Below are 16,523 nucleotides of genomic sequence, written 5' to 3' on the forward strand. Positions count from 1 at the left end.
GCTGTGACAGGAGAACGAGCGTTGGTGCTGGGTGGCGGTGGCGTCACCGGAATCGCCTGGGAGACGGGCATTCTGCACGGACTGGCGGAACAGGGCGTCGATCTGACGGGTGCCGACCTGTTCGTCGGGACGTCCGCGGGGTCCGTGGTGGCGGCGGAGCTGGCGGGAGGTGCCCCGCTGGCCGATCTCTACGCGAGTCAGCTGGCGCCGCCCGACGGGGAGATCCCGGCCCGTCTCACCTCGTGGATGGTGGTCAGGTACGCGCTTTCCTACGTGATGCCGGGGACGCCGGCGCAGAAGCGGGCCCGTCTCGGGCGTGCCGCGCTGAAGGCCCGCACGCCGTCGGAGGAGTCCCGGCTGGAGGTGTTCGACTCGCGACTGTCCACGAAGGACTGGCCGGAGCGTCCGCTCAAGGTCACCGCCGTGGACGCCGTGAGCGGGAAGTTCGTGGCGTTCGACCGGGACAGCGGGGTGCCGCTGGTGAAGGCGGTCGCGTCGAGCTGCGCGGTGCCGCTGGTGTGGCCTCCGGTCAGCATCGACGGCAGCCGGTACATGGACGGCGGCATGCGGTCCGTGGCGAACGTCGACCTCGCCGCGGGGTACTCGCGGGTGGTGGTCGTCGCGCCGCTGACGCGGTCGGCCAGTCCGGCGGCGACGCCCGGCGCGCAGGCCGCGAAGCTCGGGGTGCCGTCGATCGTGATCAGCCCGGACGGTGCCGCGCTGGCCGCGATCGGCAGGAACCTGCTGGATCCGGCCCGGCGCAAGCCCGCCGCGGAGGCCGGGTACGCGCAGGCCGTCTCGATGGCGGAAGCCGTCCGGAAGGTCTGGGAGTAGTTCCGCAACCGGTTCCGGTTCAGATGACTGGTCCGCACCTCTTGTCCGAGGTTGACCGGCCCGCCTATGGTCGCCGCGACCGCCCTTTAGGCAGGTTTGTTAACCATTGGTTTGGAGGTGGGTGTGGACAGACGATCGGCGTTGGCTGCGGTGAGCGCGGCCGGACTCGTGATTGGTCTCCTGGTGGCGGGGACGACCAGTGCGACGGCCGCGGACCCGCTGGTGTCGCAGGGCAAGGCGGTCACGGCGTCCTCTGTCGAGGGTGCCGGGCTGGAGGCGGCGAAGGCCGTGGACGGCAGCACGACGACCCGGTGGGCCTCGGCGGAGGGCAGTGACTCCGAGTGGCTCCGGGTCGACCTCGGCTCGGCGCACGCGGTCAGCCGGGTGCGGCTGAACTGGGAGGCCGCGTACGCCAGGGGCTACCGCGTGCAGACCTCTCCGGACGCCTCGGCCTGGACGGACGTGTTCTCGACCGGCACCGGTGACGGTGGTGTCGACGACTTGACCGTGTCCGGCTCCGGGCGGTACGTGCGGGTGCTGGGCACGGCCCGCGGCACGCAGTGGGGCTACTCGCTGTGGGAGCTCGAGGTCTACGGCGTGACCGGCGGCACTCCGCCGACGACCACGACGACGACCACTCCACCCTCGAACGGCCTCGGTTACGCGTTCGGCAGCAGGAAGACCCCGTACGCGGCGGGAATCCTGCGGCCCTCCGGCGCGCCGTCCACCCTGGACGCCGCGGTGGTGGACTACTACCAGCGCTGGAAGTCCGCGTTCGTGCGCCAGAACTGCGGCAACGGCTGGTACCAGGTGATCTCGCCGGACGCCGACCACCCGTACGTCGCCGAGGCGCAGGGCTACGGCATGGTGATCACCGCGCAGATGGCGGGCGCGGACCCGGACGCGCGGAAGATCTTCGACGGCCTGGTGAAGTGGAAGATCGACCACCCGTCCTCGATCAACCGCGATCTCCTCGCGGCCGAGCAGGACGTGAACTGCCGCAGCGTCAACGGCGGTGACGGCGCCACGGACGGCGACATGGACGTGGCCTATGGGCTGCTCCTCGCCGACCGGCAGTGGGGCAGCACCGGCGCCTACGACTACAAGCAGCTCGCGATCCGGCACATCAACGCGATCAAGGCCAGCGAGGTCAACCCGTCGACGAACCTGCTCAAGCTGGGCGACTGGTCCAGCGCGGGCGACCAGTACTACTACCTCTCGCGGTCGTCGGACTGGATGGCCGACCACTTCCGGGCGTTCCGGAAGGCGACGGGCGACTCGGCGTGGGACACGATCCGCGCCGCGCACCAGAACCTGATCGGGCAGCTGCAGCAGAACTACGCGCCGAACACCGGTCTGCTGCCGGACTTCGTGGAGAACACGAACTCCTCCCCGCGCCCGCCGGCCGGGCAGGTGCTGGAGAGCGTGAACGACGGCAAGTACTACTGGAACGCCTGCCGCGTGCCGTGGCGCATCGGTGCGGACGCGGTGACCAGCGGTGACTCCCAGTCGCTCGCGGCGTCCCGCAAGCTCAACACGTGGGTGAAGTCCAAGACGGGCAACAACCCCGCCGGCATCGCGATCGGCTACCAGCTCAACGGCACGCAGATCTCCGGTGGCAGCGCCGCCGCGTTCTTCGCGCCGTTCGCGGTGGTGGCGGCGACCGATCCGGGCAGCCAGGCGTGGCTGGACGCGTTGTGGAACAGGATGCTGCAGACGCCGATCGACGGCGGCAGCTACTTCTCCGCGAGCATCCAGCTCCAGGTGATGATCACGGTCACGGGCAACCACTGGGTTCCCTGACCAGCACTGTTCGATCGAGCAACAACGGTCTGCACCTCTTGTTGACGGTGTCCGACCTGCATACCGTCGCCAACCACTCGCATTGACAGCTTTGTTAACCAATTGCTGGAGGCGGTCGTGGGCGGCAGAACGACGGCGATCGGGGCGGCCGGGCTCGTGCTCGGCCTCCTCGTCGCGGGAACGACCATCGCATCGGCGGCGGACCCACTGGTCTCCCGCGGCAAGGCGGTGACGGCCTCCTCCGTCGAGGGGGCGGGACTCGAGGCGGGCAAGGCGGTCGACGGCAGCGCGTCGACCCGCTGGGCCTCGGTGGAGGGACACGACCCGGAGTGGCTGCGGGTCGACCTCGGCTCGGTGCACGCGATCAGCCGGGTGAAGCTGAGCTGGGAGGCCGCGTACGCCAGGTCGTACCGCGTGCAGATTTCTCCCGACGGCTCCTCCTGGTCCGACGTGTACTCGACCAGCGCCGGTGACGGTGGCACCGACGACTTGACGTTGTACGGCTCCGGCCGGTACGTGCGGGTACACGGCACTGCGCGTGGCACCTCGTACGGCTACTCGTTGTGGGAGTTCGAGGTCTACGGCGCCGGTGACGGCACCCCGCCGACGACCACCACCCCGCCGACCACGACCACTCCGCCGTCGAGCGGCCTCGGCTACCCGTTCGGCAGCCGCCGGACCCCGTACGCGGCCGGCATCCTGCGGCCGTCCGGCAGCACGTCCACAATGGACGCCAAGATCGTCGACCACTACCAGAGGTGGAAGGCCGCGTTCGTCAAGCAGAACTGCGGCAACGGCTGGTACCAGGTGATCTCACCGGACGCCGACCACCCGTACGTCGCCGAGGCGCAGGGCTACGGCATGGTGATCACCGCGCAGATGGCCGGTGCGGACCCGGACGCGAAGAAGATCTTCGACGGCCTGCTGAAGTACAAGCTCGCCCACCCGTCGGTCATCAACCCCGACCTGCTGGCCGCGGAACAGGACGCCTCCTGCAGGAGCGTCAGCGGCGGCGACAGCGCGACCGACGGCGACATGGACACCGCCTACGGGCTGCTGCTGGCCGACCGGCAGTGGGGCAGCGCCGGCACGTACGACTACCGCCAGATCGCGATCAGGAACATCAACGCGATCAAGAAGAGCCTGGTCAACCCGAACACGAACCTGCTGCTGATGGGCGACTGGTCCAACTCGGGCAACAGCAGGCAGTACTACGGCTCCCGCTCCTCCGACTGGATGTCCGACCACTTCCGGGCGTTCCGCAAGGCGACCGGCGACTCGGCGTGGGACACGATCCGCGCCAAGCACCAGGACCTGATCGCCACGCTGCAGTCGAAGTACGCGCCGAGCACCGGCCTGCTGCCCGACTTCGTGCAGGACACGAACTCCACGGTGAAGCCCGCGGTCGGCAAGATGCTCGAACGGGACGACACCGACGGCAAGTACTGGTACAACGCGTGCCGCGACCCGTGGCGCATCGGTGCGGACGCCGCACTGACCGGTGACGGCAAGTCGCTGGTGGCGGCGCGCAAGATGAACTCGTGGATCAGGAGCAAGACCGGCGGCGACCCGAACAGGATCGCGATCGGCTACTCGCTGGGCGGCACCCAGATCGAGAGCGGCAGCGACGCGGCGTTCTTCGCGCCGTTCGCGGTCGCGGCCACGACGGACTCGGGCAGCCAGGCGTGGCTGGACGCGCTGTGGAACAAGATGCTGACCACGCCGATCGACACGAACACGTACTTCGGTGCGAGCATCCAGCTCCAGGTGATGATCACGGTGTCCGGCAACCACTGGATCCCGTAGACCGCTCCGCCCTGTCGCCGCGCTGAGTGCGGCGACAGGGCCCCTGGAAAAATTCTTCGAGAACCGTTGAACCGTCTCCCGTGCCACTACGTGTTCCCGCCGTCGAACGGGATCGAGGGGGATGGGTCATGGCGGACGAGAAGACGGTGCTGATCGGTAGATGCGGTCCGACGGTCAAGCTGCCGAAGCAGGGCAGCCGGGTCGTGCCGCTGCGCCAGACCGCTCCGCTGCGGGTGGACGTGGCGGGCGGCGGCCCGGTCGGTCTCGCCTTCGCGTGCACGATCAAGTCGTTGCTGGGCGACCAGGTCTCGGTCCGCGTGCACGACCGCCGCTGGATGCGCCAGGGCAACCGCGTCGTGTGGAAGGGCCTGGCCGAGGGCAACAACCGCCGCGAGCAGGTCGTGACGCTGCAGAGCAACGTCTGGGCCTCCCTGCCGGTCGCCGTCCAGGAGCGGTTGTTCGCGCCCGGCAAGTTCTTCGAGATGTGGCCGCTCGGCCCGGACTCCCCGGCGTCCAAGGGTCGTCCGCGCAACATCAAGATCCGCTGGATCGAGGACTCCCTGCTCGACATGGCCCAGGACGTCTACGGCATCGAGGTCGTCCCCGGCGCCTACACGCCTCCCGCCCGCTTCGACGGCCTGCACGTGCTCGCGATCGCCGACGGCGCCCGTTCCGCCACCCGCGAGGCGTTCTCGTCCCAGTTCGGCACCCCGAGCCGGGAACTGTTCTCCGTGGACGGTTCGCCGCTGGACGAGCGCGTCCTGGGCATCCGCGTCACCGCCAAGTCGCCCGACGAGCACACCGTCCCGCTGACCGTGGCGCAGAACAGGTTCCTCTTCAACTCGCTCGGCGGCGGCTTCATCAACATGCGCCTCACCGCAGAGGAGGCGTCGGAGATCGTCGCCCTGGGCGAGAGCGGTCCCGTGTCGTGCATCGGCAAGTTCGGCTGCACCATGCGTCCCGCCTCGAACGGCCGCTTCGTCTGCGACCGGCACCGCGCCGTCTTCAAGCCGTCGGTCGACAAGCTCTCCTACCTGTGGCCCCGGATCCTCGACGGCCTGCGCTTCTTCGGCGTCGGCGTGGCGGACGTCGTCGGCATCAACTCGTTCACGCTCGGCATGCAGCAGATGTCGAAGTTCACCGCGCAGCTCGCGCCGTCGACGTTCGGCTTCCTGCTCGGCGACGCCGCGAACTCGCTGCACTTCTGGCCGGGCCGTGGCCTCAACACCGGCCTCAAGAGCGCCCTCTCGCTCGCCGTGAACCTGCAGAAGCGCTGGCGCGGCAAGGCTTTCCGCGCCGCCGACTTCGCCCAGCACGAGGGCGTCATGCAGCAGCTCCAGTACCGCGAGAAGTCCCGCGCCTGGACCACCATGCTCATGCCCGACTCCGAAGGCACCCCGCGCGGCATCGAGGACCGCATCCGCGAGGGCCTCCAGGGTCCCGCCGACCGCGCCGCCCTGGTCAAGACGCTGTTCGAGCGCGTCCTGGACATCAAGAACCGCATGGGTGACCGGATGGGCCCGCTGGCGACCGACGAGTGGTACTACGGCCGCGTCAACGCTTTGGACACCCGCACGCTGAAGGTCCTGGTGGAGTCCGGCGCGTGGATCACCCGGGAGATCGGCGGCGAGGAGGTCGAGGTTCCCTCGGCCGCACCCGCCACGGCTGCTCCGGAGCCGGTCCGCCGGGGCCTTTCGCTGGTCAGCTAACCGACGGTCGTGCGCAGGGCGCGCACCGCGTCCAGCAGAAGATCGCGCAAGGTCCGGGTCTCACCGGGCTGCGTCCACTGCCGGAACGCGGCCTGCTGCGCGAGCATGGCGGCACCGGCGGCGAGGAAAGCGGTGTCAGGATCACCGCACCGCGCGTGCAGTGCGGCCGCGATGGCCTCGGTGAGCGCGGCGTTCTTGCCGAGCTCGCGCTCCAGCAGCTCCGGGTTGGCGGCTCGCGGCGTGATACCGCCGGCCGAAGGCCCGCTGCGCCTGCTCCAGCCCGCCCAGCAGTTCGGTGTCACGCCGGGTGCCGCGCTCGAAGGCCACCTCGAACGGCGTGTCGACGAAGACGACCTCGTCCCACTTCAGTTCGCGTTGCAGGAAGCTCCCGTCCACCACCAGCACGAGGTCGTCCGGCCCGGTGATCGGCGGCTCGTCCAGGGGAGTGTCCGAGCGCAGGTCGATGATCCGCTCGCGGTACCGGCGGTCCCCACCGGGCCCGAGCGGCTCCAGCACCAGCCGCGAGAACGCGCCGAAGTCGTAGGCATCCAGGTAGTAGCCGTCCGCCGAGTCGCGGCCCTGCCGGTGCCGCACGGCTCGCGGGTGGTGGAACCCGTCCATCGACAGGTGCGCGGCGGACCGTCCCCGTGCGGCGACTGCCGCGGTCAGCTCTCGGGCCAGCGTCGTCTTGCCCGACGCGGTGATCCCGTCCACCGCCACCCGCAGCGGACGCCCGAGGCCGACCAGGTGGTCGGCGATCCGGCCCAGCACGCGCTCCCGAGTGATCACGGGCCGAACTTCAGTCGTCCTCGACCTCGCGCCTGGAGAGCCGGACCTCCTCGACGTCGAGCTTGCGCTGGATCGTCCGCAGCACGATGTCGTCGATGGCGGCCTCGTCGCGCAACCGCACCACGGTCGCCCGCTTGTGCGCGATCAGCTCCAGCCGCAACGCCGCGTACTCGACCTCCGACCGCGCCACCTCCTCGTCGCCAGCCTCCTTGGCCCGCACGACCTCCAGGTGGTGTTCGTACTCGGCGCGCACCCGCTTGTAGACGACGTCCGAGACGCCCACCTCGTCGGCGAGACGGGGCAGGGCCTCGTAGGCCTCCTCGGACGCCGTCGTCTGGGCCAGCCGCAGCTCCTCGTCCAGCGCCGTGTCCTCGGGCAGCTGCGAGAACCGGATGATCGAAGGCAGCAGCACCGCCTGCACGATCAACGTCAGCACCACGACGCCCGTCGTGATGAGGATGATCTCGTCGCGGAACGGGAAAGGCCCGCCACCCACCACCGTCTCGGGCACGGCCAGCGCGGCGGCCAGCGACACCGCGCCGCGGAACCCGGCGGCCGACGACACCAGCCGCTGGCGGGCACCGACGCGCCGCAGTCGTTGCTGCGGACGGCGATCGAGGGCGCGGATCACATACGGAGTGGTGTAGCTCCACAGCAGGCGCGTGCCCGTCACCGTCAGCGCCACCAGCCCGATGGCACCGAACGTCGCGAGGGTCTCCGAGCCGTCCAGCGACCGGATCGCGCTGTGCGCCTGGAGTCCGATCAGGACGAACAGGGCACCGTTCAACACGAACGTCGCGATGCCCCAGAACGCGTAGCTGACCTGACGGGTGTCGGCGCGCACGATGCGCGGCCCGACCCGCGCCAGCGTCAGGCCGCACGTCACCACGGCGATCACGCCGGAGCCGTGCACGGTTTCGGCCAGCAGGAACGCCGCGAACGGGGTCAGGATGCTGACCACGCTCTCGTGCAACGGGCTGTCGAGCCGCTTGCGCACCTGCACCGCGAGCCACGCGACGACCAGCCCGGCCACCGCGCCGCCCGCGTACGACAGCACCAGCTGCAGCCCGACCCGTCCGGTGCTGAACTGCTGCTCACCGGTGGTGATGGCGACGGCGATCGCGTAGATCACGAGAGCCGTGCCGTCGTTGATCAACGACTCGGCGCGCAGGATCGTCGTCGTGCGACGCGGCATGCCACGGGCGATCGCCGCGACGGCCGTGGCGTCAGTCGGTGCGAGAGCTGCACCGAGCACCCACGCCGGACCCCAGCCGAGGCCCAGCGCGTGGGCGACGGACGCGACGGCGGCGGCCGTTGCGAGCACGAGCAACGTGCTGAGCAGCACGATCGGGCGCAGGTTGCTGCGGATCTCCCGCAACGACGTGTTGAGGCTCTCCCAGTACAGCAACGCCGGCAGGAAGATCAGCAGCATCGCCTCCGGCGGCAGGCTGACCTCTTGCAGGGCGGGCACGAAGCCGAGCACCGCGCCGCACACCACCAGCAACACCGGGGCGGCGACCCGCAACCGGCCGGACACCATGCTGCTCGCGAGGATGCACACACCCAGCACCACGACGAGTTCGAGACCGAGCATGCGCTAGAAGATAGGCCGATCAGGTGCTCAGCGCGTCATCCAGTTCGGCCAGCAGGCGGGACTTGGGACGCGCTCCCACGATCTGCCGGATCGGCACGCCGTCGCGGAACAGCAGCATCGTCGGCAGCGACATGACCTGGTGGTCGCGGGCGGTGGCGGTGTTCTCGTCGGCGTTGATCTTGACCACGGTCAGGTCGTCCCGCTCGCGGTCGATCTCCTCCAGCACGGGGGTGAGCATGTGGCACGGCCCGCACCACTGCGCCCAGAACTCCACGAGAACGGTCCCCGTCCGGGTCTGCTCCGAGAACGTGGCGTCGGTCAGCTGCTGCACTGGAACTCCTTGGGTTCGGGCACGAGGCACGGGTCCTGGAAGGCGAGTCTGGCCAGCAGGAACTCCCGGACGGTGTTGAGCCGGTCCAGGCAGGCGTCCACCTCGGCGAGCTTGCGCCGGTAGACCTCCCGCGAGTCCGGGCACGAGTCGCCCGACTCGTGCCCGGCCCGCAGGCACGCGACGAACGGCCGGGTGTCCTCCAGGGACAGCCCGACCGCCTGCAATGACTGGATCTCGCGAACCAGCCGCAGGTGGTGCTCGTCGTACTCGCGGTAACCGTTGGGCGTGCGTCCCGCTTCGAGGAGCCCTTCGGACTCGTAGAAGCGCAGCGCACGGGTCGTGGTGCCGGCTCGCTTGGCCAGTTCGCCGATCCTCATGGACCGAACGCTAAACCTTGACGCTCACGTCAACGCAACACTTCGGCTCGGGGCGCCCTGCCAGTCGCCGCGCTGCAGCCGGTGACGCAGGCACCAGACGAGCGCGGCGATCCGCGCCCGAACGGTCTGCCAGTGGTCCCGGAATGGGAAACGATCGGAGGAGCGGGCCTCAAGCCCGCTCGGTGCGCTCACAGCGCGAGGGCGCGCACGCCCTTTCGAGTCGTCATGCGGAAGATCGTGACATCGCCGCGCCACGATCCGCAAGCACGAAAATATTCCCGCTCCGGCCAGGAGTCCCACCCAGTGGCCGCCCCGGCACGAGCCCCTTCTCCGCCCACAGAATGCGGGTAAACGACGAGAGGGGGACCGGTGGGCACACGACTGCACCTGGCCGCCGCGCTCCACGCCACTGGCGAAGAGGCTTTCACCGCAAGGCATTGGGCCGGACTCGTGCGCGAGGCCGAGGAGGCCAAGCTCGACTTCGTCACGTTCGACGACTCGCTCGGCGGCCGGCCGGGCCTGGACGCGGTCCTCACGGCCGCGCGCATCGCTCCGCTGACCACGCGCGTCGGGCTCGTGCCGACGGCGGTGGTGACGCACACCGAGCCGTTCCACCTGTCGAAAGCGATCGCCACGCTCGACTACGTGAGCGGGGGACGGGCGGGCGTGCAGCTGGCCGTCGCGTCCGATCCCGCTGACGCCAGGCACTTCGGGCGTCGTTCGATCGGCCCGGAGCCCGAGCTGTGGGAGGAGGCCGCGGACTACGCGGAGGTGCTGCGCCGGTTGTGGGACAGCTGGGAGGACGACGCGGAGATCCGCGACGTGGCCACCGGGCGGTTCATCGACCGCGAGAAGCTGCACCACATCGACTTCGAGGGCCGGTGGTTCAAGGTGCGCGGGCCGTCGATCACGCCACGTCCGCCGCAGGGCCATCCGCTGATCGCGGCCTCGGAGCCGTTGGGGGACATCGTGTTCGCGGACGAGGTCTCGGCATCCGGCAGGCTCGTGTTCCGAGACGTCGACGCGGCGACCCCGGTCGAGGAGCTGATCGCCTGGCACGGCGAGGGTTTCACCGGATTCCGGCTGCACGGCGACCTCCGCCTGATCACCCGTGAGGTCGTGCCGGAACTGCGGCGGCGCGGACTGTTCCGCACGGAGTACGAGCACACGACGTTGCGCGGCCACCTCGGCCTCGCCCGCCCGGCCAACCAGTTCGCCTAGGAGGAACGCGAGATGCCCAAGCAGATCCACCTCGCCGCGCACTTCCCCGGCGTGAACAACACGACCGTCTGGAGCGATCCGCAGGCGGGCAGCCACATCGAGTTCGAGTCGTTCGTCCACTTGGCACGGACGGCCGAACGGGCGAAGTTCGACTTCTTCTTCCTGGCCGAGGGGCTGCGGCTGCGCGAGCAGGGCGGCGAGATCTACGACCTGGACGTCGTCGGCCGGCCGGACACGTTCACCGTGCTCGCCGCGCTGGCCGCCGTCACCGACAGGCTCGGCCTCGCGGGCACGATCAACTCCACCTTCAACGAACCCTACGAGGTGGCGCGGCAGTTCGCCTCGCTCGACCACCTGTCGGACGGACGTGCCGCTTGGAACGTCGTGACCTCGTGGGACGCGTTCACCGGTGAGAACTTCCGGCGCGGCGGGTTCCTCGAGCAGAAGGACCGGTACACGCGCGCGGAGTCGTTCCTGCGCACCGCCTGGAAGCTGTTCGACACCGGTGTGGGGCCGTTCGAGCACACCGACCAGCACTTCGACATCAGCGGCACGTTCGGCGTTCCGCGCTCGCCCCAGGGGCGTCCGGTGATCCTGCAGGCGGGAGACTCCGAGGAGGGCCGGGAGTTCGCCGCCGCCACCGCTGACGCGATCTTCTCGCGGCACGGGACCCTGGAGGCGGGCCAGAAGTTCTACCGCGACGTCAAAGGGCGGCTGGCCAAGTACGGCCGCACGCACGACCAGCTGGTGGTGCTGCCCGCGGCCACGTTCGTCCTCGGCGACACGGACGCGGACGCGCAGGAGAAGGCCGCCGTGGTGCGGCGGCAGCAGGTCAGCGGCGCGACGGCCATCCGGTTCCTGGAGCAGGTGTGGAACCGGGACCTGAGCGGCTACGACCCCGACGGGCCGTTGCCGGAGGTCGAGCCGCTGATCGGCGAGAACACCATCGCGAAGGGCCGCGCGAGCGTGCGGATGTTCAAGGACCCGGCGCAGACCGTGCGGGAGTGGCGGGAGAAGGCCGCGGCCAAGAACCTGTCCCTCCGCGACCTCGTGATCGACGTGAGCGCCCGGCAGACGTTCATCGGGTCGGCGGACAGCGTCGCCGCGCAGATCGACGACCTCGTGCAGCAGGACGCGGCCGACGGGTTCATCCTCGTGCCGCACGTGACGCCGGGCGGGCTCGACGAGTTCGCGGACACCGTCGTGCCGTTGCTGCAGGAGCGCGGCGTCTTCCGGGCCGACTACACAGGTCCGACGCTGAGGGATCATCTCGGTATCCGATAGTTGTTCAGCACGTGGACGTCCTTGCCCGGCCGGTTCGCCGGTACCTAACGTGAGCGTCGTTGAGTGAGTGCTCTCCTCAAGAGCGCAGGGAAGGGAGGACAGGATGAAAGGCGCTGCCGCGTTGGTCCTGTCCTCCCGCTGTCGCACCGCCTGTACGAGCTGACCCTTCTCGCTCGTCTCACGTTCCCCGCCGCAGCAAGGACTCGCCATGACCTCTGGCACGCTCACGCTCGTGTCCACAAAGGACGATGATCTCTCCTCGTTACCGGTCGTGCCCGCCCGTCACCCCTGGCGCTGGGTCGGTGTCGCGTTCGTGCTGGTGCTCGCCGCGCAGTTCGTGCACGGCCTGGTCACGAACCCCGCGTGGGACTGGCCGACGTTCGCCCGCTACTTCACCGCCCGGTCGATCCTGACCGCCGTCGGCACGACCATCGTGCTGACCGTGCTCGGCACCGTCCTGGGGTTCGCGCTCGGCATCGTCGTGGCGGTGCTGCGGATGTCGAAAAGCCCGTTCCTGAGCGCCGTGGGCTGGACCTACATCTGGGCGTTCCGGTCGATCCCGCTGATCGTGCAGCTGCTGTTCTGGTTCAACATCTCCTACCTGTACCAGCGGCTTTCGCTCGGTGTGCCGTTCGGGCCGGAGTTCGTCAGCTTCGAGACGATCGCGCTGATCAGCCCGATGGGCGCGGCCGTGCTGGGGCTCGCGCTGCACCAGGCGGCCTACGCGGCGGAGATCGTCCGGTCCGGCGTGATCTCGGTGGACCGCGGGCAGCTGGAGGCGGCGGCCGCGCTGGGCATCCCGAGGCTCCGGCAGTTCCGCAGGATCGTGCTGCCCCAGGCGATGCGGTCGATCCTGCCCAACGCGGCCAACGAGGTGATCAGCCTGTTCAAGGGCACGTCGGTCGTCTCCGTGATGGCGATCGGCGAGCTCTTCTACCAGGTGCAGGTCATCTACGGCCGCAACGCGCGGGTCGTGGCGCTGCTGATGGTCGCGACCGTCTGGTACATCATCCTGACCACCCTGCTCTCGATCGGCCAGCACCACGTCGAGCGCTACTTCGCGCGAGGAGACCGCAGGTGATCGAGGTTCTGGGCGTGCACAAGAACTTCGGGTCGCTCGAGGTGCTGCGCGGGGTGTCGCTGGAGGTCGCGGCCGGCGAGGTCGTGGTGGTGCTCGGGCCGTCCGGCTCCGGCAAGTCGACGTTGCTGCGCACCATCAACCACCTGGAGAAGGTCGATCGCGGGTACATCACGATCGACGGCGAGCTCATCGGCTACCGGCGCCGCGGCGGGAAGCTCCACGAGCTCAAGGAACGCGACATCCTCAAACAGCGCAGGGACATCGGGTTCGTCTTCCAGAACTTCAACCTGTTCCCGCACCTCACCGCGCTGGAGAACATCGCGGAGGTGGCGGCGCTCGCCGACGCGCGGCACTTCCTGGAACGCGTGGGGCTCGCGGACAAGGCGGACGCGTACCCGCGGCAGCTCTCCGGCGGCCAGCAGCAACGCGTCGCCATCGCCCGTGCCCTCGCCACGCGGCCGAAGGTCGTGCTGTTCGACGAACCGACGTCCGCGCTGGACCCCGAACTGGTCGGCGAGGTGCTGGACGTGCTGCGCGACCTCGCCCGTTCCGGCACCACGATGGTCGTCGTCACGCACGAGATCGGCTTCGCCCGCGAGGTGGCCGACCGGATCGTGTTCATCGACGACGGCGTGATCGTCGAGCAGGGATCACCCGGCGAGGTGCTCGACCACCCCGTCCACGAGCGCACCCGCGCTTTCCTGTCCAAGGTTCTGTAGAAGGAGTTCGTTGTGCGCAAAGTACTTCTCGCCGTGCTGGCGTTCGGTCTGGCTGCCTGCGGCACGGCCGGTGGTGAGGAGCCCGCCGAGGTCCCGGGCCTGAGCGTGAACCTCGGCCCGCAGCAGAACCGCGTCACCGCGGTGAAGGACGACAAGATCGCCGCGAAGGTGCCGGAGAAGTTCAGAACGAAGGGGGAACTGGTGATCGGCGGATCCGCCGGCACAGCACCACCCCTGCGGTTCTACGCCACCGACGACAAGACCGTGATCGGTGTCGAGACCGACATCGCCACGCTGGTCGCCGACGTGCTGGGCCTGAAGCCCCGCCTCGAGGTCGCGTCGTGGGAGAACCTGTTCGTCGGTCTGGACAGCGGTGCCTACGACCTCGGCCTGTCGAACATCACGGTGACCGAGGCGCGCAAGGAGAAGTACGACTTCGCCACCTACCGCCTGGACACGCTGGCGTTCGAGGCGAAGAAGGGCGGTACCTGGAAGGTGAAGGAGCCCAAAGACGTGGCGGGCAAGGTGATCGCCGTGACGTCGGGCACCAACCAGGAGAAGATCCTGGTCGACTGGAGTGCGGCGAACGTCTCAGCGGGTCTGAAGGCCACGGACATCAAGTACTTCCAGAACTCGTCGGACTACTACCTGGCACTGCAGTCCGGCCGCATCGACGCCTACCTCGGCCCGAACCCCACGTCGGCCTACCACGCGGCGACGTCCGGGCAGACCGAGGTGATCGGCAACTTCTCCGGCGGCGCCGCCGTCCAGGGCAAGATCGCCGCGACCACGAAGAAGGACAGCGGGCTCGTTACTCCTGTCCAGGAGGCGCTGAACCAGCTGATCGCCAACGGCAAGTACGCCGAGGTGCTGGAGCGCTGGGGCCTGTCCGACGAGGCCGTGCCGACGTCGGAGATCAACCCGCAGGGCCTGCCCAAGAGCTGAGGAGGTGCGACATGAGGTTCAGCATCACCATCGACACCGGGGACGAGAACACCGCGCTGCGGCTGCTCGGCGCGCTGACCGACGCGGGCCTGGTGCCGGCGGTCGAGGCCGTGGTCGACGAGGCGGACGTCCGGATCCTGCCGGACACGCGGCAGGTGCTGGTGCACGACGAGCCCGTCGAGCTGACGCGGCTGGAGTTCGAACTGCTGCTCCACCTGTGCTCCCACACCGACCGCGTGCACCGCAGGCGCGAGCTGCTCTCGGCGGTGTGGGGTGTCGACGACGACTACAGCGGCGGCCGCACGGTCGACGTGCACGTGCGGAGGGTGAGGAAGAAGCTCGGCGACGCGGCGGAGATCGTCCAGACCGTCCGCGGCGTCGGGTACCTGGTGTCGTCGAGCAGCAGGTTCCGGGTGGAGCGGTCGCTGAACGTGGTGCGCCTCGCGGACCGGCGCGCCGGGTAAACGAGTTGCCCCGGCCCCAGGCGCGGTGTTGCATGGGAGGCTCAACCGGGGGAGTTGATCGATGCTCGACGGCGAGACCGCCACCGACGTGTCCCTTGTGGACGAACTGGTCCGCACGCAGTTTCCGCGCTGGCACGGTCTGCCGATCACCGAGCTCGTGCACGGCGGCACCAGCCACGCCCTGTACCGGCTCGGCGACGACCTGGCGGTGCGGCTGCCGCGCCGGGAATGGGCGAGGAACGACCCGGCCAAGGAAGCGGTCGTCGTTCCCCTGGTCGGGCCGTACCTGCCGGTCGCCGTGCCGGAACCGCTGGCGCTGGGCGAGCCCGCGCTGGGCTACCCGTACCAGTGGTCGGTGGTGCGCTGGGTCGCGGGCGAGACCGCCCCGGCCGAGGAAGTGTCCGAGGACACCCCGCACCGGCTCGCCGCCCTGATCCGCGCTCTGCACGAGGTCGACGCCACCGGCCGGCCGTGGACCACCTATCGCGGCCGTCTCGACGCCCGCGACAACGACGACTCCGTCCGCTCCTGCATCGCGCAGGTCGGCGGCGACCCCAGACTCGTCACGATCTGGGACGACGCCCTGAACGCCCCGCGCTGGGACCAGCCGGGCCGGTGGCTGCACGCCGACCTGCACGTCGGCAACCTGATCTTCACCGGCGGCGAGCTGACCGGCGTGATCGACTGGAGCAGCGCGGGCGTCGGCGACCCGGCCGGTGACCTCATGACGGCCTGGCTCTACCTCGACGAACGCGGCCGCAAGGTGTTTCAGCGGGAGATGGGCGAGTACGACGACGCCGCTTGGGCCCGCGCCAAGGGCTGGGCGTTGCACCTTGCTGTGCTTGCGCTGCCGTACTACCGCGAGACCAATCTGTTTCTCGCGGGTATCGCCAGCCGGACGCTCGACCAGTTGTGTCCCGGCTGGGACGACTGAAGCGGATCGACGGGTCCGTTGTGGGTGAACTGATCCAAGGCCAGTTCCCGCGGGAACTGCTCGGCCCATGGCGTGTGGACTGTCCACCGGTGCGGGCGCCGTGCTGAACGTGCTTGAGCCGCACCCCGGTTCGTCCCTCGTGGTCCACGGCGCCGGCACGGTCGGGCTCGCCGCGATCATGGCCGCGCGCAACAGCGGGGCGACCCGCATCATCGCGGTCGACCGGCACGAGTCCCGGCTCGCGCTCGCCCGGCGGTTCGGCGCCACCGACACGGTGAACGTCGCCGTGGACGAGCCTGGCGCGGCGGTGCACGAGATCTGCGCCGGGCCCGCGGACTTCAGTCTGGAGTGCACCGGAGTCGTGACGGTCTGCCGTCAGGCCGTGGAGTCGGTGGGGATGCGCGGGACGTGCGCTCTCATCGGCGGAGCGCCGGCAGCGGCGCGCGTCGAACTGGACCACCTCAGCACGTTGTGGGGCAAGCGGGTCGTCGGCGTGCTCGGGGGGAGGGGTGGAGCACGGCGCTCATCACGACGCTGATCGACCTGCGCCGGCAGGGGAGGTTTCCGTTCGACGAGGTCGTCACGCACTTCCCGTTCGGCGCCGTGGGGGACGCGATGCGGGCGGCGGCGGG

Annotated in this window: 16 protein-coding genes; 12 read left to right on the top strand and 4 right to left on the bottom strand. The window is 69.7% G+C overall.

Going from position 1 to position 16,523, the window contains the following annotated elements; genetic code table 11:
• Window positions 1–3 precede the first annotated feature (3 nt).
• From AB0M48_RS28555 to AB0M48_RS28570, 4 genes are all read left to right on the top strand, one after another.
• Entirely contained in the window at window positions 4–834 is an 831-nt protein-coding gene (locus AB0M48_RS28555; protein WP_363847700.1) for a patatin-like phospholipase family protein, read from the top strand.
• A 123-nt stretch (window positions 835–957) separates the two neighbouring features.
• Window positions 958–2,637 carry a glycosyl hydrolase family 8 gene (locus tag AB0M48_RS28560; protein WP_363847703.1) on the top strand — a complete coding sequence of 560 codons (1,680 nt, stop codon included), beginning with the start codon at window positions 958–960 and terminating at the stop codon, window positions 2,635–2,637.
• A gap of 117 nt (window positions 2,638–2,754) precedes the next feature.
• Window positions 2,755–4,443 (top strand): glycosyl hydrolase family 8, encoded by a 1,689-nt coding sequence (locus AB0M48_RS28565; protein ID WP_363847706.1) that lies wholly within the window; start codon window positions 2,755–2,757, stop codon window positions 4,441–4,443.
• A 128-nt stretch (window positions 4,444–4,571) separates the two neighbouring features.
• The gene (locus tag AB0M48_RS28570) at window positions 4,572–6,152 is read left to right on the top strand and encodes a hypothetical protein (RefSeq protein WP_363847708.1); all 1,581 of its coding nucleotides are present in this window, start codon (window positions 4,572–4,574) and stop codon (window positions 6,150–6,152) included.
• Between the two features lie 141 nt (window positions 6,153–6,293).
• On the opposite strand, the gene AB0M48_RS28575 is transcribed toward AB0M48_RS28570, so the two are convergent.
• Genes AB0M48_RS28575 through AB0M48_RS28590 form a run of 4 tightly spaced genes read right to left on the bottom strand, consistent with a single transcriptional unit; the run spans window position 6,294 to window position 9,243 of the window.
• Window positions 6,294–6,941 carry a uridine kinase gene (locus AB0M48_RS28575; protein WP_363847711.1) on the bottom strand — a complete coding sequence of 216 codons (648 nt, stop codon included), beginning with the start codon at window positions 6,939–6,941 and terminating at the stop codon, window positions 6,294–6,296.
• Between the two features lie 10 nt (window positions 6,942–6,951).
• Window positions 6,952–8,535 (bottom strand): Na+/H+ antiporter, encoded by a 1,584-nt coding sequence (locus AB0M48_RS28580; RefSeq protein WP_363847714.1) that lies wholly within the window; start codon window positions 8,533–8,535, stop codon window positions 6,952–6,954.
• Between the two features lie 19 nt (window positions 8,536–8,554).
• Window positions 8,555–8,866 (bottom strand): thioredoxin, encoded by a 312-nt coding sequence (gene trxA / locus AB0M48_RS28585; protein ID WP_363847716.1) that lies wholly within the window; start codon window positions 8,864–8,866, stop codon window positions 8,555–8,557.
• A complete protein-coding gene (locus AB0M48_RS28590) occupies window positions 8,854–9,243 on the bottom strand; it encodes a MerR family transcriptional regulator (RefSeq protein ID WP_319985089.1) in 390 nt (129 codons plus the stop codon). Before AB0M48_RS28590 ends, trxA begins: the two co-directional genes overlap by 13 nt.
• Window positions 9,244–9,612: 369 nt before the next feature.
• On the opposite strand from AB0M48_RS28590, the gene AB0M48_RS28595 reads away from it, so the two are divergent.
• From AB0M48_RS28595 to AB0M48_RS28630, 8 genes are all read left to right on the top strand, one after another.
• Window positions 9,613–10,464 (top strand): LLM class flavin-dependent oxidoreductase, encoded by an 852-nt coding sequence (locus tag AB0M48_RS28595; protein WP_363847720.1) that lies wholly within the window; start codon window positions 9,613–9,615, stop codon window positions 10,462–10,464.
• A 12-nt stretch (window positions 10,465–10,476) separates the two neighbouring features.
• A complete protein-coding gene (locus tag AB0M48_RS28600) occupies window positions 10,477–11,748 on the top strand; it encodes an LLM class flavin-dependent oxidoreductase (RefSeq protein WP_363847723.1) in 1,272 nt (423 codons plus the stop codon).
• 208 nt (window positions 11,749–11,956) lie between these two features.
• On the top strand, window positions 11,957–12,829 hold the full coding sequence (locus AB0M48_RS28605; RefSeq protein WP_363847726.1) for an amino acid ABC transporter permease: 873 nt from the start codon (window positions 11,957–11,959) through the stop codon (window positions 12,827–12,829).
• Window positions 12,826–13,548 carry an amino acid ABC transporter ATP-binding protein gene (locus AB0M48_RS28610; RefSeq protein ID WP_363847729.1) on the top strand — a complete coding sequence of 241 codons (723 nt, stop codon included), beginning with the start codon at window positions 12,826–12,828 and terminating at the stop codon, window positions 13,546–13,548. The genes AB0M48_RS28605 and AB0M48_RS28610 overlap by 4 nt, the downstream gene beginning before the upstream one ends.
• 12 nt (window positions 13,549–13,560) lie before the next feature.
• On the top strand, window positions 13,561–14,493 hold the full coding sequence (locus AB0M48_RS28615; RefSeq protein WP_363847731.1) for an ABC transporter substrate-binding protein: 933 nt from the start codon (window positions 13,561–13,563) through the stop codon (window positions 14,491–14,493).
• Between the two features lie 11 nt (window positions 14,494–14,504).
• Window positions 14,505–14,957 (top strand): winged helix-turn-helix domain-containing protein, encoded by a 453-nt coding sequence (locus tag AB0M48_RS28620; protein ID WP_363847733.1) that lies wholly within the window; start codon window positions 14,505–14,507, stop codon window positions 14,955–14,957.
• A 61-nt stretch (window positions 14,958–15,018) separates the two neighbouring features.
• Window positions 15,019–15,891, top strand: coding sequence for an aminoglycoside phosphotransferase family protein (locus AB0M48_RS28625; RefSeq protein ID WP_363847736.1), 873 nt, complete (start codon window positions 15,019–15,021; stop codon window positions 15,889–15,891).
• A gap of 67 nt (window positions 15,892–15,958) precedes the next feature.
• Window positions 15,959–16,429 carry a zinc-binding dehydrogenase gene (locus tag AB0M48_RS28630; protein ID WP_363847739.1) on the top strand — a complete coding sequence of 157 codons (471 nt, stop codon included), beginning with the start codon at window positions 15,959–15,961 and terminating at the stop codon, window positions 16,427–16,429.
• Window positions 16,430–16,523: the final 94 nt, after the last annotated feature.

This window comes from Lentzea sp. NPDC051208 (genome assembly GCF_040682435.1).
Taxonomy (GTDB): domain Bacteria; phylum Actinomycetota; class Actinomycetes; order Mycobacteriales; family Pseudonocardiaceae; genus Lentzea; species Lentzea kristufekii.

Excerpts from the sequence above, each read along its gene's own strand:
- AB0M48_RS28580 (WP_363847714.1), bottom strand. The coding sequence starts at position 8,535 with ATGCTCGGTCTCGAACTCGTCGTGGTGCTGGGTGTGTGCATCCTCGCG.
- AB0M48_RS28630 (WP_363847739.1), top strand. The coding sequence starts at position 15,959 with ATGGCGTGTGGACTGTCCACCGGTGCGGGCGCCGTGCTGAACGTGCTT.
- AB0M48_RS28620 (WP_363847733.1), top strand. The coding sequence starts at position 14,505 with ATGAGGTTCAGCATCACCATCGACACCGGGGACGAGAACACCGCGCTG.
- AB0M48_RS28600 (WP_363847723.1), top strand. The coding sequence starts at position 10,477 with ATGCCCAAGCAGATCCACCTCGCCGCGCACTTCCCCGGCGTGAACAAC.
- AB0M48_RS28605 (WP_363847726.1), top strand. The coding sequence starts at position 11,957 with ATGACCTCTGGCACGCTCACGCTCGTGTCCACAAAGGACGATGATCTC.
- AB0M48_RS28625 (WP_363847736.1), top strand. The coding sequence starts at position 15,019 with ATGCTCGACGGCGAGACCGCCACCGACGTGTCCCTTGTGGACGAACTG.
- AB0M48_RS28570 (WP_363847708.1), top strand. The coding sequence starts at position 4,572 with ATGGCGGACGAGAAGACGGTGCTGATCGGTAGATGCGGTCCGACGGTC.
- AB0M48_RS28590 (WP_319985089.1), bottom strand. The coding sequence starts at position 9,243 with ATGAGGATCGGCGAACTGGCCAAGCGAGCCGGCACCACGACCCGTGCG.